At 74.1% G+C, this 17546-nt stretch carries 17 protein-coding genes; 12 read left to right on the top strand and 5 right to left on the bottom strand.

The genetic code is table 11. From position 1 onward, the window contains the following. Positions 1-142: 142 nt before the first annotated feature. Positions 143-1021, bottom strand: coding sequence for an A/G-specific adenine glycosylase (locus Q0858_RS16065; protein ID WP_299056503.1), 879 nt, complete (start codon positions 1019-1021; stop codon positions 143-145). An 83-nt stretch (positions 1022-1104) separates the two neighbouring features. On the opposite strand from Q0858_RS16065, the gene Q0858_RS16060 reads away from it, so the two are divergent. The 5 genes from Q0858_RS16060 (at position 1105) to Q0858_RS16040 (ending at position 5119) form a co-directional block, all read left to right on the top strand. Continuing rightward, complete coding sequence (locus Q0858_RS16060) at positions 1105-1893, top strand: hypothetical protein (protein ID WP_299056500.1); 789 nt, start codon at positions 1105-1107, stop codon at positions 1891-1893. Positions 1894-1922: 29 nt separating this feature from the next. Further along, positions 1923-2330: an alternative ribosome rescue aminoacyl-tRNA hydrolase ArfB gene (arfB, locus tag Q0858_RS16055; RefSeq protein ID WP_366916019.1), complete on the top strand. Its 408-nt coding sequence runs from the start codon at positions 1923-1925 to the stop codon at positions 2328-2330. A gap of 80 nt (positions 2331-2410) precedes the next feature. Continuing rightward, positions 2411-3877, top strand: coding sequence for a M1 family metallopeptidase (locus Q0858_RS16050; RefSeq protein ID WP_299056495.1), 1467 nt, complete (start codon positions 2411-2413; stop codon positions 3875-3877). Between the two features lie 139 nt (positions 3878-4016). Then, positions 4017-4757, top strand: coding sequence for an alpha/beta hydrolase (locus tag Q0858_RS16045; RefSeq protein WP_299056492.1), 741 nt, complete (start codon positions 4017-4019; stop codon positions 4755-4757). Then, positions 4754-5119, top strand: coding sequence for a hypothetical protein (locus tag Q0858_RS16040; protein WP_299056490.1), 366 nt, complete (start codon positions 4754-4756; stop codon positions 5117-5119). Before Q0858_RS16045 ends, Q0858_RS16040 begins: the two co-directional genes overlap by 4 nt. A 120-nt stretch (positions 5120-5239) precedes the next feature. Here Q0858_RS16040 and Q0858_RS16035 read toward each other — a convergent pair whose 3' ends face one another. Beyond that, positions 5240-6061, bottom strand: coding sequence for an ABC transporter permease (locus Q0858_RS16035; protein WP_299056487.1), 822 nt, complete (start codon positions 6059-6061; stop codon positions 5240-5242). Beyond that, positions 6058-7083: an ATP-binding cassette domain-containing protein gene (locus tag Q0858_RS16030; RefSeq protein WP_299056485.1), complete on the bottom strand. Its 1026-nt coding sequence runs from the start codon at positions 7081-7083 to the stop codon at positions 6058-6060. The genes Q0858_RS16035 and Q0858_RS16030 overlap by 4 nt, the downstream gene beginning before the upstream one ends. A gap of 62 nt (positions 7084-7145) precedes the next feature. On the opposite strand from Q0858_RS16030, the gene Q0858_RS16025 reads away from it, so the two are divergent. Next, positions 7146-8108 (top strand): YafY family protein, encoded by a 963-nt coding sequence (locus tag Q0858_RS16025; RefSeq protein ID WP_299056483.1) that lies wholly within the window; start codon positions 7146-7148, stop codon positions 8106-8108. A gap of 163 nt (positions 8109-8271) precedes the next feature. Beyond that, positions 8272-9300, top strand: coding sequence for a TerC family protein (locus tag Q0858_RS16020; protein WP_299056481.1), 1029 nt, complete (start codon positions 8272-8274; stop codon positions 9298-9300). Here Q0858_RS16020 and Q0858_RS16015 read toward each other — a convergent pair. After that, positions 9297-10154, bottom strand: a complete 858-nt coding sequence (locus tag Q0858_RS16015) for a DNA-formamidopyrimidine glycosylase family protein (RefSeq protein WP_299056479.1) — start codon at positions 10152-10154, stop codon at positions 9297-9299. The genes Q0858_RS16020 and Q0858_RS16015 overlap by 4 nt on opposite strands. A gap of 32 nt (positions 10155-10186) precedes the next feature. Here Q0858_RS16015 and Q0858_RS16010 point away from each other — a divergent pair, with 32 nt between their 5' ends. Continuing rightward, positions 10187-10570, top strand: coding sequence for a sterol carrier family protein (locus Q0858_RS16010; RefSeq protein WP_299056477.1), 384 nt, complete (start codon positions 10187-10189; stop codon positions 10568-10570). Positions 10571-10626: 56 nt separating this feature from the next. Beyond that, entirely contained in the window at positions 10627-11985 is a 1359-nt protein-coding gene (locus Q0858_RS16005) for a dipeptidase (RefSeq protein ID WP_299056476.1), read from the top strand. 19 nt (positions 11986-12004) lie between these two features. Here the strand turns inward: Q0858_RS16005 and Q0858_RS16000 are convergent, their stop codons facing one another. Further along, positions 12005-13807 (bottom strand): GAF domain-containing sensor histidine kinase, encoded by a 1803-nt coding sequence (locus Q0858_RS16000; protein ID WP_299056474.1) that lies wholly within the window; start codon positions 13805-13807, stop codon positions 12005-12007. A gap of 104 nt (positions 13808-13911) precedes the next feature. Here Q0858_RS16000 and purF point away from each other — a divergent pair, with 104 nt between their 5' ends. The 3 genes from purF (at position 13912) to Q0858_RS15985 (ending at position 16942) form a co-directional block, all read left to right on the top strand. Then, complete coding sequence (purF, locus tag Q0858_RS15995; RefSeq protein WP_299056472.1) at positions 13912-15477, top strand: amidophosphoribosyltransferase; 1566 nt, start codon at positions 13912-13914, stop codon at positions 15475-15477. Positions 15478-15487: 10 nt separating this feature from the next. Then, positions 15488-16597: a phosphoribosylformylglycinamidine cyclo-ligase gene (gene purM / locus Q0858_RS15990; protein ID WP_299056470.1), complete on the top strand. Its 1110-nt coding sequence runs from the start codon at positions 15488-15490 to the stop codon at positions 16595-16597. A 165-nt stretch (positions 16598-16762) separates the two neighbouring features. Then, entirely contained in the window at positions 16763-16942 is a 180-nt protein-coding gene (locus Q0858_RS15985; RefSeq protein WP_299056467.1) for a DUF3073 domain-containing protein, read from the top strand. Positions 16943-17546: the final 604 nt, after the last annotated feature.

Genomic DNA, 17546 nt, shown 5'->3' with positions numbered 1-17546 from the left:
CCCCACCCGGGGTGGCGGGCCCTTCGTCGACTCGGCAGTTTGTCCCGTAACAGGGACGTCGAGTCGGCGGTTCCTCCCGGTGATCCCGGGAGAAACTGCCGACTCGACGTCGTCGGACAGGGAGAAAACGCCGACTCGACCCTCAGTGGGGGAGCGCGACGGTGGACGCCGAGGTGCGGACGGCGAGGCCGTCGGCGACCAGCCCCTCGAGGCAGCGCTCGCGCTGGACGGACTCGGGCCAGGCGGCCTCGAGGGCGGAGAGGTGCACGGGACCGTCGGCGTCGCGCAGCACCGCCATGAGCCGGCCGCGGCACTGGCGGTCGGTGCCGTCCCAGGCCTGCCGCCGCCGCGGTCCGTCGTACGACGGGTGGCCGGCGGCGCGCCACGCGCAGACGTCCGCCACGGGGCAGGCCCCGCAGGCCGGCGCCCGTGCGGTGCAGACCAGCGCACCCAGCTCCATCACCGCCACCGACCAGGTCGCCGCGGTCGGCTCGTCGTCGGGCAGGAGGTCCGCGGCGAGCTCGCGCTCGGCGCGGGCCAGGGACGCCGGGGGCGCCTCGACGCCGGTGACGACGCGGCCGATCACGCGCCGCACGTTGGTGTCGAGCACGACGTGACGCCGGCCGAAGGCGAAGGTGGCGACGGCGGCCGCGGTGTACTCCCCGACCCCCGGCAGGGCGCGCAGCGCGTCGAGGTCGCTGGGCACCTCCCCGCCGTGGCGCTCGGTGATCGCGACCGCCGCGGCGTGCAGCCGCAGGGCGCGTCGCGGGTAGCCCAGCCGTCCCCAGGCGCGGACGGCCTCGCCGGTCGGGACGGCGGCGAGGTCCGCGGGCGTCGGCCACCGCTCGAGCCAGGCGGTGTGCACCGGGAGGACCCGGACCACCGGGGTCTGCTGGAGCATGTACTCCGAGACCATCACCGACCAGGCCGACGCGTCGGGCTCGCGCCAGGGCAGCACGCGGGCGTGCTCGTCGTACCAGCGCAGCACCGGCTCGACCACGCGGGCCAGGGTGTCCTCCACGTCGCCCGAGGCTAGTCGGGCACCTCGCCGGGTCCCGGTGTGGCACCACGATCCGGGGCCTCCGGCTGACTACCGTGGCGGCCATGAGCTCGCTCACCACGCCCCGGGGCCCGCTCCCGGCCCGGGTGTACTGGTTCCGGCGGCTGCTCGTCCTCTCGCTGGCCTTCGTGCTCGTGTTCGGGATCGCCCGGCTGCTGGGCGCCGGCGGGGACGGCGGCGACACGGTGGCGCAGGTGGGCACCGACACCAGCCAGAGCGCGGAGCCGACCCCCGAGGCGGAGGAGACGGAGAGCGCCGGGTCGACCGAGGCGCCCACCGAGGAGGCGGGCGACGGCGAGCCGTCCGAGGAGCCGAGCGCGTCGGAGAAGCCCACGAAGGAGCCACCGGCCGAGCCGGAGGGTGACTGCGAGCCCGGCGACGTCGTCGTGGAGCCCGCGGTGTGGCGTCCGGCGGCCAACAGCAGGGTCCTGATCGGGCTCGACGTGACCACCGTCGAGTCCCCGGCCTGCTACTGGGACGTCTCGGCCGAGAGCCTGACGATGAAGATCACCTCCGGCGACGACGAGATCTGGACGACGCGCCAGTGCGCGGACGCGGTGCCGGTCAGCCAGGTCGTCGTCCGCAACGACAAGACCACGAAGGTCGTCGTGCCGTGGTCCGGGCGTCGCTCGGACGACGAGTGCGGCCCCGCGACCGACTGGGCCCTGCCCGGCTACTACACCGTCGAGGCGGCGGCGCTCGCCGGCGAGCCCAGCAGCGTGCAGTTCCAGCTCAAGGCCCCCGCGGCCCCCGAGGTCACCCGGTCCCCGGAGCCCTCGCCGGACGCCTCGGAGGACCCGTCCGGCGCGGTGGAGCCCGACCGGGTCGGATGAGCACCCCGGGCGGCGGGACCGGGCTCCGGGTGACCGCCCGCATCCTCGTGCCGGACGCCGAGCTGTCCGAGCGCTTCTCGCGGTCCTCGGGCCCCGGCGGGCAGGGCGTCAACACCGCCGACAGCCGCGTCGAGCTGTCCTTCGACCTCGCCGGCTCGCCGTCCGTGCCGGACGACCTGCGTTCGCGGATGCTGGAGCGGCTCGACGACCGGCTCGTCGGGGGCGTGGTCACCGTCGCGGCGAGCGAGCACCGCACCCAGCTGGCCAACCGCCGCGCCGCGAGGGAGCGCCTGGCCGGCCTGCTGCGCGACGCCGCCGCCGCGCCGCCCCGGCCCCGCCGCCGGACGCGACCGACCCGGGGCTCCGTCGAGCGCCGCCTCGCCTCCAAGCAGCGCCGCTCCGACGTCAAGCGCGGGCGCCGCGGGGGCTGGGACTGACCCGGCCGCGGGCCCACAGGCTCGGCACAGGCTCGGCGGTTAGCGTCACAGGTTGCCCACACCGCCGTCGAGAGGCCTGCATGTCGCTCCGCCACGTCGTCCCCGCGCTCGCCCTGACCCTGGCCGGCGGCCTCGCGGTCGCCGTCCCCACCGGCTCGGCCGCCGCGGCCGACGTCCCGGGACCGGTCGACGGGCCACGGACCGCGGGGGACAGCCTGTTCCCCCACGTCGGCAACGGCGGGTACGACGTCCGGCGCTACGACCTGGACCTCCGGTGGACGCCCGCGAAGGACCTCGCGCGCAGCACCCTCGACGCGAGGGCCCGCATCACCGCCGACGCCACGGGTGCGCCGCTGCGGTCCTTCTCCCTCGACTTCGAGCGCGGCGGCATGCGGGTGTCGTCGGTGACGGTGGACGGCGAGCCCGCCCGGTTCACCACGCAGGACGACGCCGAGCGGATCCGGCACAAGCTCGTCGTGCGCCCGGCGACCCCGGTCGACGGCCGGTTCACGACGACCGTGACGTACGCCGGGGTGCCCACCCGCCACGTCGACGAGGACGGGTCGGCCGAGGGCTGGAACGTGACGGACGACGGCGCGACGTTCCTCAACCAGCCGATCGGCTCGATGACGGGGTTCCCGAACAACAACACCCCGGCGGACAAGGCGACGTACACGATCGACGTCGACGTGCCCCGCGGCCTCGAGGCCGCGAGCAACGGCGTCCTGACGGACCGCAAGCGGCACGGCGACCGCACCTGGTGGCGCTGGGTGCAGCGCAGGCCGATGGCCAGCGAGCTGGCGATGATCTCGATCGGCCAGTACGACGTGACCACCTCGCGCGTGGACCTCGGCGGCGACCGGAGCGTCCGCGAGTGGTCCTTCGTCGACCCGCAGGTCACCGGGGACGCCCGCCGGGCCACCGAGCGGCAGCTCGGACGCTGGGAGGAGGTCCTCGGCGGGCTGGAGGAGGTCTTCGGCCGCTACCCGGGCGTCAGCACCGGCGCGGTCGTCGACGTGGTGCCGAAGGACGTCAACTACGCCCTCGAGACGCAGGACCGCTCGTTCTTCCCGTCCTCGATCGACGGCAACACGTTCGTCCACGAGGCCACCCACCAGTGGTGGGGTGACAGCGTCTCGCCGCCGGACTGGGGCCAGGACCTCTACGTCAACGAGGGCATGGCGACCTGGGCGCCGACGTACCTCGCGGGCCGGGACACCGAGCAGACCTGGTTCGACGCGTGGGACCGGGTGCCGTCCGGCGACGCGCGCTGGACGATCCCGCCGGGCGCCGTGGCCGACTCCGCCGACCTGTTCGGCTACCAGGCCTACAACCGCGGTGCGCAGTTCTGGGAGGCGCTGCGGCTCGCGATCGGCGACGAGGACTTCTTCACGCTGCTGCGCACCTGGCAGGACACCTACCGCGGGGGGAGCCACGGCACCGCCGACCTGCGCTCGCTGGCCGAGGACGTGTCCGGCGAGGACCTCGACGCCTTCTTCGCCGACTGGGTGCTGGACGCCGACAAGCCCGCCTGGCCGACCTCCTGACGACCTGCCTGGTTCGATGGGTGGTGTGCTGACCCGTCGTCACCTGTTGTCCCTGGGCGGAGCCCTCGGTGGTGCGGCCCTCGTCGGCTGCGCCGGACCGGGTGCCCCGGCCGGCGCCCCGCGTACCGAAGGAGACGGCGTGCAGACCATCGCGTACGGCGACGACCCCTCCCAGTTCGCGGAGCTGACGCGGCCCGACGGGGAGTCCCGCGGGGTGGTCGTGGTCATCCACGGCGGCTTCTGGCGGGCGGAGTACGACCTCTCGCTGGGCCGGCCCCTCGCCCTCAGCCTGGCCGAGGAGGGCTGGACGGCCTGGAACCTCGAGTACCGCCGCGTCGGCGGCGGACCGGGCGGCGGCGGGGGAGCCCCGGCGACCTTCGACGACGTCGCCGCGGGCATCGACGCCCTCGCGGACGTCGACGGCCTCGACCTCTCGACGGTCATCACCCTCGGCCACTCCGCCGGCGGCCACCTCGCCACGTGGGCGGCGGGCCGCGCGGGGACGCGGGGCTGGTCCGACGTGCGCGTCCCGGTGACCCACGTCGTCTCGCAGGCCGGCGTCCTCGACCTCGCCACGGCGTACGACGAGAACCTGGGCGGCGGAGCCGTCGAGGCCTTCGTCGGCGAGGCCCCCGGGCCGGCGTACGACGAGTGGGACCCCACCCGGCAGCTGCCGCTCGACGTCCCGGTGCGATGCGTCCACGGGCGCGACGACGCCAACGTGCCGTTCTCGCAGTCCGTGGACTACGTCGACGCCGCGACCGCCGCCGGCGCCGACGCGGAGCTGCTCGAGGTGGAGGGCGACCACTTCGTGGTGATCGATCCCACCTCCCCGGCGTGGTCGAGCACCCTGGACCTGCTGGGAGAATGGGGTCGATGAACGACTCCATGCCGCGTCGCACGCAGAGGGGCCAGCGCCACCTGCTGGACCTGAACGCGCCGCGGCCGAGCCTCGACCAGCAGCGCCGGGACGCCGAGAGCCTGAACCGGGTCCGCCAATGGGTGCTCTCGGCCCTGGCGGTGACGACGCTCCTGCACCTCGTCGGCGGCGTCATCCTCGCGGCGATCTTCCTGGACCGCCCCACCCTGGTCGCCCAGGTCGGCCTGAACGTCATGGCCGGCGTCTTCGCGGTGATCGCCGTCGCCCTCGCCCGGGTCATCCACGGCAAGAACCCCCTGTCGACCTGGCTCCTCCTCGGTGTCGCCGTCGTCCCGCTCGGCCTCTGGCTGACGCTGCGCTGAGCCGTCGCGCGTCGTCCCACGCGTTCGTCCCACGCGTTCGTCCCACGCGTCCCAGGGGCCACGGGTTTCACGGGTTGACCCGTGAAACCCGAGGCGGGTGGGGCCCCTGGGACTCGCGCCTCAGCGCGTCCCGGACCGCCGCATGGCGCGGAGACCGACGAGGAGGCCGAGGACGGCGACCGCGGCGGCGCCGGCGAACCCGGCGAGGACGTCGGCGGCGGGGAACTGGCCGGCGAAGAGTGCCCGCTCGGCGTCGACGACGTACGTCACGGGGTTGAGGTCGGCGGCCACGGCCAGCCAGGTCGGGGCGCCCTCGAGGGGGAGCAGCACCCCGGCGAGCAGGAGCACCGGGAAGAGGAACGTCTGCTGCACGGTCCAGAAGATCCACTGCTCACCGCCAGCGACCAGGGCGAGCGCGAACGACAGCGAGCCGATCCCGACCGCGAACAGCGCGAGCATCGCGACCCCGGTGAGCACGCCGAGCGGGTGGAGGTCGAAGGAGAACGGCGTGACGACCGCGACGATGATCGCGGTCTGCGCGAGCGCCGGCGCGACCTCCTTCACGGCCCGGCCGACCATCAGCGACGACCGTCGCAGCGGCGAGACGAGGAGCCGCTCGTGGGAGCCGGTGAGCATCTCCTCCGACAGGTTCGCGCCGGTCATCGAGGCGCCCATCAGCGCGGTCATCACCACGATGCCGGGCACGAACCACTGCAGCGCCGAGGTGCCGCCCGGGACGTCGGGCAGCAGGGGTGCGAACAGCCCCAGGAAGACCAGCGGCTGCACCATCGCGAACAGCACGTTCGCGGGCTCGTGCAGCATCGGCCGCAGCTCGCGGACGGCGACGTTGAGGGTGTCGGCGAGCCAGCTCGTCCGGGACGGCGCGTCGCCGACGGGGACGTCGCCGGTGGTCGGGGAGGCGGGTGGGGTCAGGGTGCTCATGCGGCGATCTCCTCGCTGGTGGTGGTCCGGGTGCCGGTGGGGGTGGACTGGTTCTCGCGCAGGCTGCGCCCGGTCAGGTCCAGGAAGACGTCGTCGAGGGTCGGCCCGACGACCTCGAGGCGGCGTACGACGTCCCCGGCGGCGGCCAGCTCGGCGACCAGTCCCGGCGCCGACTCCCGCCCGTGGGCCACGCGGACCGCGACCTCGTCGCCGGTCACGGTGACCACCGGGCGCTGCCCGTCGTGGCCCCGCAGCCGCTCCGCCCGGACGGCGGCCCGCGCGGCGGCGTCGCCGTCCGCGAGCCCGAGGACGACGAGGTCACCGAGCCCGGACTTAAGCGCGGACGCCGTGTCGTCGGCGATGACCTGCCCGTGGTCGACGACGACCACGCGCTCGGCGAGGGCGTCGGCCTCCTCCAGGTAGTGCGTCGTGAGGACGACCGTGCTGCCGGTGTCGCGGTGCAGCCGTCGGACCAGGTCCTGCAGGTTGGCCCGGTTCTGCGGGTCGAGGCCGGTGGACGGCTCGTCGAGGAACAGCACCCGCGGGGTGTGCACGAGCCCCAGCGCGATGTCGAGCCGGCGCCGTTGGCCGCCGGACAGGCTCAGCGCCTTGCGGTCGGCGACCGCGCCGAGGTCGAGGTCGGCGATCAGCTCCTCGGCCCGCCGGCGTGCGTCGGCGCGGGACAGCCCGTGCGCCCGCGCCTGCGAGACGAGCTCGTCGCGGCCGTGCTGCTGGTGCCCGGCGCCGTTGCCCTGGCCGACGTACCCGATGGCCCGGCGGACGGCGTACTGCTCGGCCACGACGTCGTGACCGGCGACGTGCGCGGTCCCCGACGTGGGCGGGAGCAGGGTGGTGAGCATCCGCAGGGTCGTCGACTTGCCCGCGCCGTTGGGGCCGAGGAGCGCGACGAGCTCGCCCTGCGCGATGCTCAGGTCGAGCCCGCGGACGGCCTCGACGGTGCGTCTGCCCGCCCGGAAGGTCTTCGTCAGGCCTCTGGTCTGGATCACTGGTGTCGTCGTCATGACGACCACGCTAGGAAGACAAGCGGTCAGCTTCTGACCTCTTTCGGACGTAATCTCGGACCATGTCGACCAGCGCCCGGATGCTCCGTCTGCTCTCCCTGCTGCAGACCCACCGCTACTGGCCGGGCGCCGAGCTGTCCGAGCGTCTCGAGGTCAGCCCCCGCACGCTGCGCCGCGACGTCGAGCGCCTGCGCGACCTCGGGTACGACGTCGACGCTGCCCGCGGGGTGGCCGGCGGCTACCAGCTCCGGGCGGGCAGCGGGTCGATGCCGCCGCTGCTGCTCGAGGACGAGGAGGCCGTGGCGATCGCGGTGGGCCTGCGGACGTCGGCCGCGGGGGCGGTCCGCGGGCTGGAGGAGACGTCGGTCCAGGCGCTGAGCAAGGTGGTCGCGATGATGCCGCCCCGGCTGCGGCGCCGCCTCGACGCGCTGGCGGCGGCGACCGACCCCGCGCCCGGACCGGGCACCGGCCCGGTGCTCGACGCGGCCGTCCTCACCACGCTCGCGCAGGCCGCCCGCGACGGCGAGACGCTCACCTTCGCCTACACCGCCCGCGGCGCCGACGAGCCCAGCCGTCGGCGCGCCGAGCCCCACCGGCTCGTCACCCTGGGCCGCCGCTGGTACCTCGTCGCCTGGGACCGCGACCGCCGCGACTGGCGCTCCTTCCGCGTCGACCGGATCAGCGAGCCGGCCCCCACCGGGGCGAGGTTCGCGCCCCGGGAGCTGCCCGCCGAGGACGCCACCACCTTCGTGCGTCAGGGCATCAGCCGCATGCCGATGCGGTACGCCGTCCGTGCCCGCGTCGCCGCTCCCGCCGAGGACGTCCGGCGCATGGTGTGGGGCGAGGCCGAGGTGGAGCCGTTGGGCGAGGGCGAGTGCCGCCTGGTGATCGCCAGCGACTGGCCCGCGTGGCCGGCGATGCTGCTCGCCGCCCTCGACGCCGACTACGTGGTCGAGGACGCCGGCGAGCTCGCCCCGGCGCTGCGTCGTACGGCGGACCGCATGGCCTCCGCCACATCTGCTTGAAGCGTCCACCACCTCTTCGGCATCCTGGAGGGGCAGTGGAGGGGAGTACCCCACCCACGGCCACGTCGTCAGTACGGCGCCCCACGGCGCCCGGTGTGGCCGGGCCGCCCGTCGCTCGGGCAGCCGGGGGAGACCTCCGGTCATCACCGACCGGGAGGTTCCCATGGACGTGCCCTTGTGGCTCTGGTTCGCCGTCCTCGGCGGCATCGTCGCGATGCTCGCCGTCGACCTGTTCGCCCACCGTCGCGCCCACGTCATCGGCGTCCGCGAGGCCGCCGCGTGGTCCGCGGTCTGGGTCGCCATCGGCGTCGGGTTCGGCGCCTGGATCTGGTTCGCGTACGGCGCGGAGCTCGGCCAGCAGTACTTCGCCGGCTACCTGATCGAGAAGTCGCTTGCCGTCGACAACGTCTTCGTCTGGGCGATCATCTTCACGTTCTTCGCCGTCCCGCGGGAGCTGCAGCACCGGGTGCTGTTCCTCGGCGTCGTCGGCGCGCTCGTGCTCCGCGGCGGGTTCATCGCCGCCGGGTCCGCGGTGATCGACCTGTTCAGCGCGGTGCTCTACGTCTTCGCCGCGTTCCTGGCGTTCACGGGCGTGCAGATGATCCGCACGCGCAACGACCACATGGACCCGTCGACCTCGAAGGTCGTGCGCTGGTTCCGCCGCGCCGTGCCGATGACGGACACCTACCACGGCCAGCGCTTCCTCGTCCGCCGTCGCGGTGCCCTCCTGGCGACGCCGCTGCTGCTGGTCCTCGTGCTGGTCGAGGTGACCGACGTGGTCTTCGCGGTCGACTCGATCCCCGCGATCTTCGCGGTGACCTCCGAGCCGTTCCTGGTGTTCACCGCCAACGCCTTCGCGCTGCTCGGCCTGCGGGCGATGTACTTCCTGCTCGCCGACCTCATGCACCGCTTCATCTACCTCAAGCTCGGGCTCGCGGTGGTGCTGATCTGGGTCGCGATCAAGATGGCCCTCCAGGTCGACCTCTACAAGGTCCCCACGACGATCTCGCTCGCGGTGATCGCCACCGTCCTCGCCGTCGCGATCGGCGCCAGCATGTGGCGGACCCGCGGCCAGGCCCGCGTCGCGGCCCCCGAGCCCGAGGACCCGCCGTTCCGGGTCGCGACGGCCGAGGAGGACGCCGAGGTGACCACCGCGTTCCGGCGGTGTCCGCTGGAGACGGCCGGGACCTAGGCGCGGGCGTCGGAGGGCGGGAGCGGCACGCTCCCGCCCTCCGCGCGCGTCTCGGGCCCCGGGCCGGGCTGGCAGTGCGGGCACCACGACGTCCGCCGGTGGTCGGGGGAGTTCACCAGGGCCTGGACCTGCCTGACCTCCGTGCCGCAGCGGCGGCACGGCTTGCCGCCCCGTCCGATCACCCAGTGCGACTGACCGGGCCGGTTCACGCCCGTCGTCACCTGGTAGGCGTCCTTGACCAGCGCGGAGTGCCGCAGCGCCTTCGCGGCCAGCGCGACCATCCGGTCGACGTCCACGTCGGCCACCGGCGTCCACGGGGAGTGGCCGAGCAGGAAGGCCAGCTCGTTGGCCCAGAGGTTGCCGAGGCCGGCCATGATCCGCTGGTCGAGCATCGCCGGGGCGAGCTGCCGCTGCGGCTGGGCGCGGAAGTTCGCGACCGCGGTGGCGGCGTCCCAGTCCTCCCGCAGCGGGTCGGGGCCGAGGTAACCGACCACCTCGTGCTCCTTCGCCGTCTCGACCAGCTCGACGACCGCGAGCCGCAGCCCGTACGCCGTCCCCGCGCCCTCCGCGGCGAGCAGCACCCGCACGTCGTCCATGAAGTGGCGCGGCAGCCGCTTGCCGGGCCCGGTCGTCTTCCAGGTCCCCTCCATCTTCTGGTGGCTGTGCAGCGTCAGCCCGCCGGAGAAGCGCGTGAGGAGGTGCTTGCCGTGCGAGTCGTGGCCGAGCACGGTCCGGCCCGCGAGCGAGGTCGTCGCGAGCTGCGGCACCCGCAGGTCGCCCCGCTCCAGGACGCGCCCGGCGAGCACGCGGTCGAGCTTCCGCGCGTTCTTGTAGACGCTGTCTCCCTCGGGCACGACCTCCATGGTGCCCGCGAGAGGATGAGGCCATGCCGCCGCGTCGTCGCCGTCCCGAGCCCGAGGCCCTCGCCGCCGCCCTGGCCGACCTCGACGCCGGGGAGCCGGCCCGCGCCAGCCTCAAGCTGCTGGTCAAGCACTACCTCGAGGAGCTCGCCGAGGTCGCGCCCGGCTACAGCGTCGAGGTCCGCGTGCCGCCGTACGGCGCGGTCCAGGCCGTGGCCGGCGGCCGGCACACCCGCGGCACGCCCCGCGCCGTCGTCGAGACCGACGCGGCCACCTGGATCGCCCTCGCCCGCGGGCGCCTGACCTGGGCCGACGCGACCGCCACCCACCGCATCGCCGCGTCGGGGGAGCGGACCGACCTGGCGCCGTACCTCCCGCTGACGCCGAGTCGGCCCGAACGCACGCCCTGAGAGCGCCGAGTCGGCCCGAACGCACCGCGTCCGACCCTCGGCATAGCCTCGGAGACATGCCTACCGTCGACGACCTCCGCACCCGTCTCGCCGACCACCTCCCGCGCCTGCGCGCCGACCTGGAGGACCTGGTCCGCATCGAGTCCGTCAGCGCCGACCCGGCCCGCGCGGGTGAGGTACGACGCAGCGCCGAGGCCGTCGCGGACCTGCTCCGCGCCGAGGGCGTCGACGACGTCTCGATCGCCGCCGCCGAGGGCGGCGCCCCCGCGGTGATCGCCCGGATCCACGCCCCCGAGGGCGCGCCGACGGTGCTGCTCTACGCCCACCACGACGTCCAGCCCGAGGGTGACCACGCCCTGTGGGACTCCCCGCCGTTCGAGCCGACCGAGCGCGACTCCCCGGCCGGCCCGCGGCTGTTCGGGCGCGGCGCGGCCGACGACAAGGCCGGCGTCGTCGCCCACCTCGGCGCCCTGCGGCTCCTCGGCGACGAGCTCGGCGTCGGCGTCACCGTCTTCGTCGAGGGCGAGGAGGAGGTCGGCTCCACGACGCTGCCGATGCTGCTCGCCGAGCACCGCGACACCCTGGCCGCCGACGTCATCGTCATCGCCGACTCCACCAACTGGGACGTCGGCGTCCCCGCGCTGACGACCAGCCTGCGCGGACTGGTGAGGGTCTCCGTCGAGGTCACCACCCTGACCCACGGCGTCCACTCCGGCATGTGGGGCGGGCTCGTGCCCGACGCGCTCATCGCGCTGTCGCGCCTCGTCGCCTCGCTCCACGACGACGCGGGCGACCTCGCCGTCGCCGGGCTCGTCTCCGGTCCCGCCGCGGACGTCGACTACCCCGAGGACCGCCTGCGCGCCGAGTCCGGGCTCGCCGACGGCGTGTCGTTCGTCGGCACCGGCAGCGCCGTGGCGCGGCTGTGGACCAAGCCCGCGCTCAGCGTCATCGGCCTCGACGCGCCCCGCGCGGAGGGTGCCTCCAACACGCTCGTCCCCAGCGCCCGGGCCACCCTGTCGATGCGGATCGCCCCCGGCGACACGGTCGCGTCCGCCACCGAGGCGCTGCGCACCCACCTGCTCGCGCACGCCCCCTGGGGTGCACAGGTCGAGGTCACCTTCCTCGACGGCGGCGAGGCGACCGCGATCGACGCCACCGGTCCGGCGTACGACGTCGCCCGCGACGCCTTCGCCGACGCGTGGGACGGCGTCCGCCCGGTGGACCTCGGCGTCGGCGGGTCGATCCCGTTCATCGCCGAGTTCCTCGAGGCCTTCCCGGCCGCCTCCGTGCTGGTCACGGGCGTCGAGGACCCCGACACCCGCGCCCACGGCGCCAACGAGGGCCTGCACCTCGCCGACTTCGAGCGCGTCGTGCTGGCCGAGGCGCTGCTGCTGGACCGCCTGGCCCAGCGCTGACGGGCTGGCGACGACCCGCCTACGGGGCCAGCGGCAGCGTGACCCGGAAGGTCGTGCCCACCCCCAGCGCGGAGGTGACCTCGATCCGGCCGTGGTGGCGCTCGACGATGCGGGCGACGATCGTCAGTCCCAGGCCGGTCCCCGGCTGCTTCAGCGCCTGGGGGTTGGTGGAGCGGAAGAACTCGGAGAAGAGCTGCTCCTGGTCGGACTCCGAGATGCCCAGGCCCTCGTCGGTGACCCACAGCTCCAGCACGCCGGCGCCCGGGTGGGCCTCGACCCCGAGCTCGACGCGCCCGCCGTCGACGCTGTACTTCACCGCGTTGCTGGCCAGGTTCGTCACGAGCTGGTCGAGCTCGTAGGGGTCGCCGTGGGCGACCACGGCCTCCTGCTGCGTCACGAGGTCGAGCCGCAGACCCCGGGACTCGGCCTGCATCGCGAGGAGCTCCGCGACCTCCTTGAGCGCCCGGCCCAGGTCGACGGGCACGGGCTCCATGACGTTGTGCGGGTCGCCGACCTTCGCCAGCATCAGCAGGCTGTTCACCAGGTTGTGCAGTCGGTGCGCGCCGCGCCCGATGGCGCCGACCGACGTCCGGCCGCGGGTGGTGAGCTCGGGGTCCATCTCGAGGATCTCGACGTGCCCGATCACGGTGCTGAGCGGGGTCTTCAGCTCGTGGGAGACGGTGGCGATGAGGCGGCTCTTGTAGGCGTCCAGCGCCTGCAGCTCGTCGACGAGGCGGCGCTCGCGCTCGAAGAGCCGGGCGGTGAGCAGCGCACGCCCGAGGTCGTGGCCGATCTCGAGCGCCGCGGTGATCTCGGCGTCGCTCCAGTCCGGGTCGGTGTCGTCGCGGGTCAGCGCGAGCACGCCCAGGCACTCCTGCCCGGCGCCCAGCGGCACGATCAGCGTGGAGGTGACGTCGACGGAGGTGAGGAAGTCGCAGATCTGCTGGTGGTCCTCGGAGCCCAGCAGCCAGTCCTCCCGCCGGGTCGAGACGACGAGGCCCCGCTGGTGCTCCCAGCAGGCCCGGGCGATCCGCTCGCCCATCGCGACCATCACCGGCGGGATGACGACCTCCAGGCCGTCACTGGAGTGGACCCGACCCTGCTCGCCCGCCGGCTCCTCGAACGTCCGCAGCCACAGGCCCTGGATGTCGAAGCCGTCGACGACGGCCTGGCGCGCCGCGTCGAGGAGCGCCCCGCTGCTCAGCTCGGCGGCGGCCTCGCGCACCACCTTGCGGGCGGTGTCCGCGAGGCGCACGCGCTCGCCGAGGCGGGCGCGCTCGACGGCGGTGAGGATCGCGCGGGCGGCCTGCTCGGCGTACAGCTCGAGCTGGCGGCGACGCTCCGGGCCGGGTCGCATCCCGTCGTCCGGCAGGTCCACGGACATCGACCCGCGGATCTGGCCCGCGTCGTCGGTGATGAGCGCGATCAGCAGGTCCATCGGGTGCCAGGCGTCGGGGGAGTCGACCGGCTCGTAGTCCGGGACCCACCCGATGGTGCTGACGTTCTCGCCCAGCAGCTCGTGGGGCACGAACCGCAGCCGCGGGCCCCAGTGCTCGGCGACGGTGAGCTCCTCCATCAGCCCCGCGAGGGGGCTGAAGGTGCCGAGCAGCTCGTCACGGGCGTCGTCGTCCCCGGCGAGCGCGACGACCTCGAGCTCGCCGGTGTCGTGCAGCACGCTGACCGCGGCGACCCCGAACCCGACGACCTCCACGACGCCGTCGGCCACGACCTGCAGGCTGTCCTTCAGGGCCGTGTGCGACCACGCCTCCGCCATCACACGATGGATGCGGTACGTCGTGACGTCGGACGACGACTGATCCACGCCGGACACCCCCTGCCCCATGAGACTTCCGGCCGATGGTACGTGCAACGGGGGGTACCCCGGGGTGGACGTCCAAGGGTCACCCCCGGCCCTAGACTGGCCGCGTGCCCTCCTCCAGCAGCGTGCGCAAGGGCGGCGACGGCCGTCTCAACCACGACCTGGACCCCCACGACCTGGGCCCGCAGGACGCCTGCGGGGTCTTCGGCGTCTGGGCTCCCGGGGAGGACGTCGCGAAGCTGACCTACTACGGCCTCTACGCCCTGCAGCACCGCGGGCAGGAGTCCGCCGGGATCGCGGTCAGCAACGGCCGCCAGATCCTGGTCTACAAGGACATGGGCCTGGTCTCGCAGGTGTTCGACGAGGCCACCCTCGAGGCGCTGAAGGGTCACGTCGCCGTCGGCCACTCGCGCTACTCCACCACCGGGGCCAGCACGTGGCTGAACGCGCAGCCGACGTTCCACCCCACCGAGGACGGCTCGATCGCCCTCGCCCACAACGGCAACCTGACGAACACCGCCGAGCTGGTGCAGATGGTGGCCGACCGCAGCCTGCTGGACGGCGAGCTCGACCTGCGGGTCGACCGCGGCCCCACGGCCACGAACGACACCAGCGTCGTGACCGCGCTGCTCGCCGACCACCCCGGCCGCACCGTCGAGGAGCGGGCCGCCGAGATCCTCCCGCAGGTCAAGGGCGCCTTCTCGTTCGTCTGGATGACCGAGGACACCCTGTACGCCGCCCGCGACCCCCAGGGCATCCGCCCGCTGGTCCTCGGCCGGCTGGAGCGCGGCTGGGTGATCGCCTCCGAGACCGCGGCGCTCGACATCGTCGGGGCGTCGTTCATCCGCGAGGTCGAGCCCGGCGAGATGGTCGCCGTCGACGTCGACGGGCTGCGCTCCCACCGCTTCGCCGAGGCTGCGCCGAAGCACTGCCTCTTCGAGTTCGTCTACCTCGCACGCCCCGACACCCGGATGGTCGGGCAGCGGGTCCACAGCGTGCGCGTCGAGATCGGACGCCGGCTCGCGAAGGCGTTCCCCGCCGAGGCCGACCTCGTCATCCCCGTCCCGGAGTCCGGCACCCCCGCGGCCATCGGGTACGCCGAGGCCTCCGGCATCCCGTACGGCATGGGGCTGGTCAAGAACTCCTACGTCGGCCGCACCTTCATCCAGCCGAGCCAGACGATCCGCCAGCTCGGCATCCGCCTCAAGCTCAACCCGCTGCGCGACGTCATCGAGGGCAAGCGCCTCGTCGTCGTCGACGACTCGATCGTGCGCGGCAACACCCAGCGCGCGCTCGTGCGGATGCTGCGCGAGGCCGGGGCCCGCGAGGTGCACGTCCGGATCTCCTCGCCCCCGGTGAAGTGGCCCTGCTTCTACGGCATCGACTTCGCGACCCGGGCCGAGCTGATCGCGACCGGGCTGACGATCGAGGAGATCCGCACCTCCATCGACGCCGACTCGCTCGGCTTCATCGACCTCGAGGACCTCGTCGACGCCACCTCGGTGCCGAACGACCACCTGTGCCGGGCCTGCTTCGACGGCGTCTACCCCGTCCCGCTGCCCGAGCCCGAGCACCTCGGCAAGGACCTGCTCGAGACCGGCCCGCGCTCCCCGGACGGCCTCGCCGCCTCCGCGGCCGGCGGCGGCGCCCCCGACTCCCTCCGCCGTCCCTGAGGAGCCACCTGTGACCGACAGCCCGACCGGGCCCGCGACCGACTCCGCGACGTACGCCGCCGCGGGCGTCTCGATCGACTCGGCCGACAAGGCCGTCGCCCTGATGAAGGGGTGGGTCGAGAAGGCCCGGCGCCCCGAGGTGATCGGTGGCCTCGGCGGCTTCGCGGGGCTCTTCGACGCCTCCGCGCTGCTGTCGTACCGCCGGCCGCTGCTGGCGACGTCGACCGACGGCGTCGGGACGAAGGTCGCGATCGCCCAGGCGATGGACCGCCACGACACCATCGGCTTCGACCTCGTCGGCATGGTCGTCGACGACCTGGTGGTCTGCGGCGCCGAGCCGTTGTTCATGACCGACTACATCGCCACCGGTCGCGTCGTGCCCGAGCGGGTCGCGGCGATCGTCAAGGGCATCGCCGAGGCGTGCGTCGAGGCCGGCTGTGCGCTGGTCGGCGGCGAGACCGCGGAGCACCCCGGCCTGATGGAGCCCGACGAGTACGACGTCGCGGGCGCGGCGACGGGCGTCGTCGAGGCGGACCGGCTCCTCGGCCCCGGCCGGGTCCGGGCGGGTGACGTCGTCGTCGCGATGGCCTCCAGCGGCCTGCACTCCAACGGCTACTCGCTGGTGCGGCACGTCCTCGCGAACGCGGGCTGGGGTCTCGACCGCCACGTCGACGAGCTCGGCGAGGCGGTGGGGGAGACCCTGCTGACCCCGACCCGGATCTACACCAAGCCGTGCCTGCAGCTGGCCGCCGAGACCCGCACCCACGCGATGGCCCACGTCACCGGCGGCGGGCTCGCCGCGAACCTGCAGCGAGTGCTGCCGGCCGAGCTCGAGGCCGTCCTGGACCGCGGCACGTGGTCGCCGCCGCCCGTCTTCGACGTGGTGCGCGAGCTGGGCGGCGTACGCCTCGAGGACGTCGAGCAGACCCTCAACCAGGGCGTCGGCATGGTCGCCGTCGTGGACGCCGCGGACGCCGACCGCGCCCTCGAGGTCCTCGCGGCCGCCGACGTCCCCGCCTGGGTCGCGGGCGAGGTCCGCGCCGCAGCACACCCGGCCGACGGGGCGGGCGAGATCGCCGGCGGCGCCGTCCACCTGGTGGGATCGCACCCCGGGGACTGAGACAGGACTGTCGCGGCGCCCGGCCGGGCACTGAGGCGAAGACGACACCCGAAACCTCCGAGCCGCTGTGCGAGATCCTTCGCCGAACAGGTAGCGTGGGCGTCACGACACAGACCGGACAGTCCGGGCCTCCATGCCCGGCCAACGTGCGAGGGGGTCGACCCTATGGGGCGCGGCCGAGCTAAGGCGAAGCAGACGAAGGTCGCACGCGACCTGAAGTACCGTACGCACGAGACGGACTTCGGCGCGTTGGCGCGCGAGTTGCACGGCGGGGAAGACGACGTCAGCGTCAGGGACGAGTCACCCGTCGACGACGGCGACGACTGGTCCGACCGCCGGGAGTGACCCTGCCGCACCTCCTCCCTCCGGGGATCGGGGTGCGGATCCGGTAGGGCGTGCGACGGCCTCGGGCCTCAGTTGGTCGAGCAGCACAGGCGCGCCAGCGCCTGCGCGTCGTCGAGACCATCGATCCCGGGTGGTCGGGCTCGTCGCGACAGTCACCGGGTCCCGACGACGCTCGACGACCGTGGGTCACCCACCGGAGATCGAGGTGCGAGGCCGCCCGCGGCCGAGCCACGAGATCCGGTGAGGTGTACGACGGCCTCGGGCCTCAGCTGGTCGAGCAGCACAGGCGCGCCAGCGCCTGCGCGTCGTCGAGACCACGGCTCCCCGGTGGTCGAGGCTGTCGAGACCGAAGCGGAGAAGTCCGACCGGGTCTCGACGACGCGCGCTCGCTCAGGGCTCGCGTGCTGCTCGACCACCGTGGGTCACCGGGTCCCGACGACGCTCGACGACCGTGGGTCACCCACCGGAGATCGAGGTGCGAGGCCGCCCGCGGCCGAGCCACGAGATCCGGTGAGGTGTACGACGGGCTCGGGCCTCAGCTGGTCGAGCAGCACAGGCGCGCCAGCGCCTGCGCGTCGTCGAGACCACGGCTCCCCGGTGGTCG

The sequence above is a fragment of the uncultured Nocardioides sp. genome (assembly GCF_947489365.1).
Classification (GTDB): domain Bacteria; phylum Actinomycetota; class Actinomycetes; order Propionibacteriales; family Nocardioidaceae; genus Nocardioides.
The sequence above is the reverse complement of the archived record's forward strand: the minus strand, read 5'-3'. Positions and strand labels throughout refer to the sequence as shown.

Coding starts and splice junctions, on each gene's coding strand:
- Q0858_RS16035 (WP_299056487.1), bottom strand. CDS start 6,061: ATGAGCACCCTGACCCCACCCGCCTCCCCGACCACCGGCGACGTCCCC.
- Q0858_RS16040 (WP_299056490.1), top strand. CDS start 4,754: ATGAACGACTCCATGCCGCGTCGCACGCAGAGGGGCCAGCGCCACCTG.
- Q0858_RS16005 (WP_299056476.1), top strand. CDS start 10,627: ATGCCTACCGTCGACGACCTCCGCACCCGTCTCGCCGACCACCTCCCG.
- Q0858_RS16010 (WP_299056477.1), top strand. CDS start 10,187: ATGCCGCCGCGTCGTCGCCGTCCCGAGCCCGAGGCCCTCGCCGCCGCC.
- Q0858_RS16060 (WP_299056500.1), top strand. CDS start 1,105: ATGAGCTCGCTCACCACGCCCCGGGGCCCGCTCCCGGCCCGGGTGTAC.
- Q0858_RS16020 (WP_299056481.1), top strand. CDS start 8,272: ATGGACGTGCCCTTGTGGCTCTGGTTCGCCGTCCTCGGCGGCATCGTC.
- Q0858_RS16050 (WP_299056495.1), top strand. CDS start 2,411: ATGTCGCTCCGCCACGTCGTCCCCGCGCTCGCCCTGACCCTGGCCGGC.
- Q0858_RS16030 (WP_299056485.1), bottom strand. CDS start 7,083: ATGACGACGACACCAGTGATCCAGACCAGAGGCCTGACGAAGACCTTC.
- Q0858_RS15985 (WP_299056467.1), top strand. CDS start 16,763: ATGGGGCGCGGCCGAGCTAAGGCGAAGCAGACGAAGGTCGCACGCGAC.
- Q0858_RS16025 (WP_299056483.1), top strand. CDS start 7,146: ATGTCGACCAGCGCCCGGATGCTCCGTCTGCTCTCCCTGCTGCAGACC.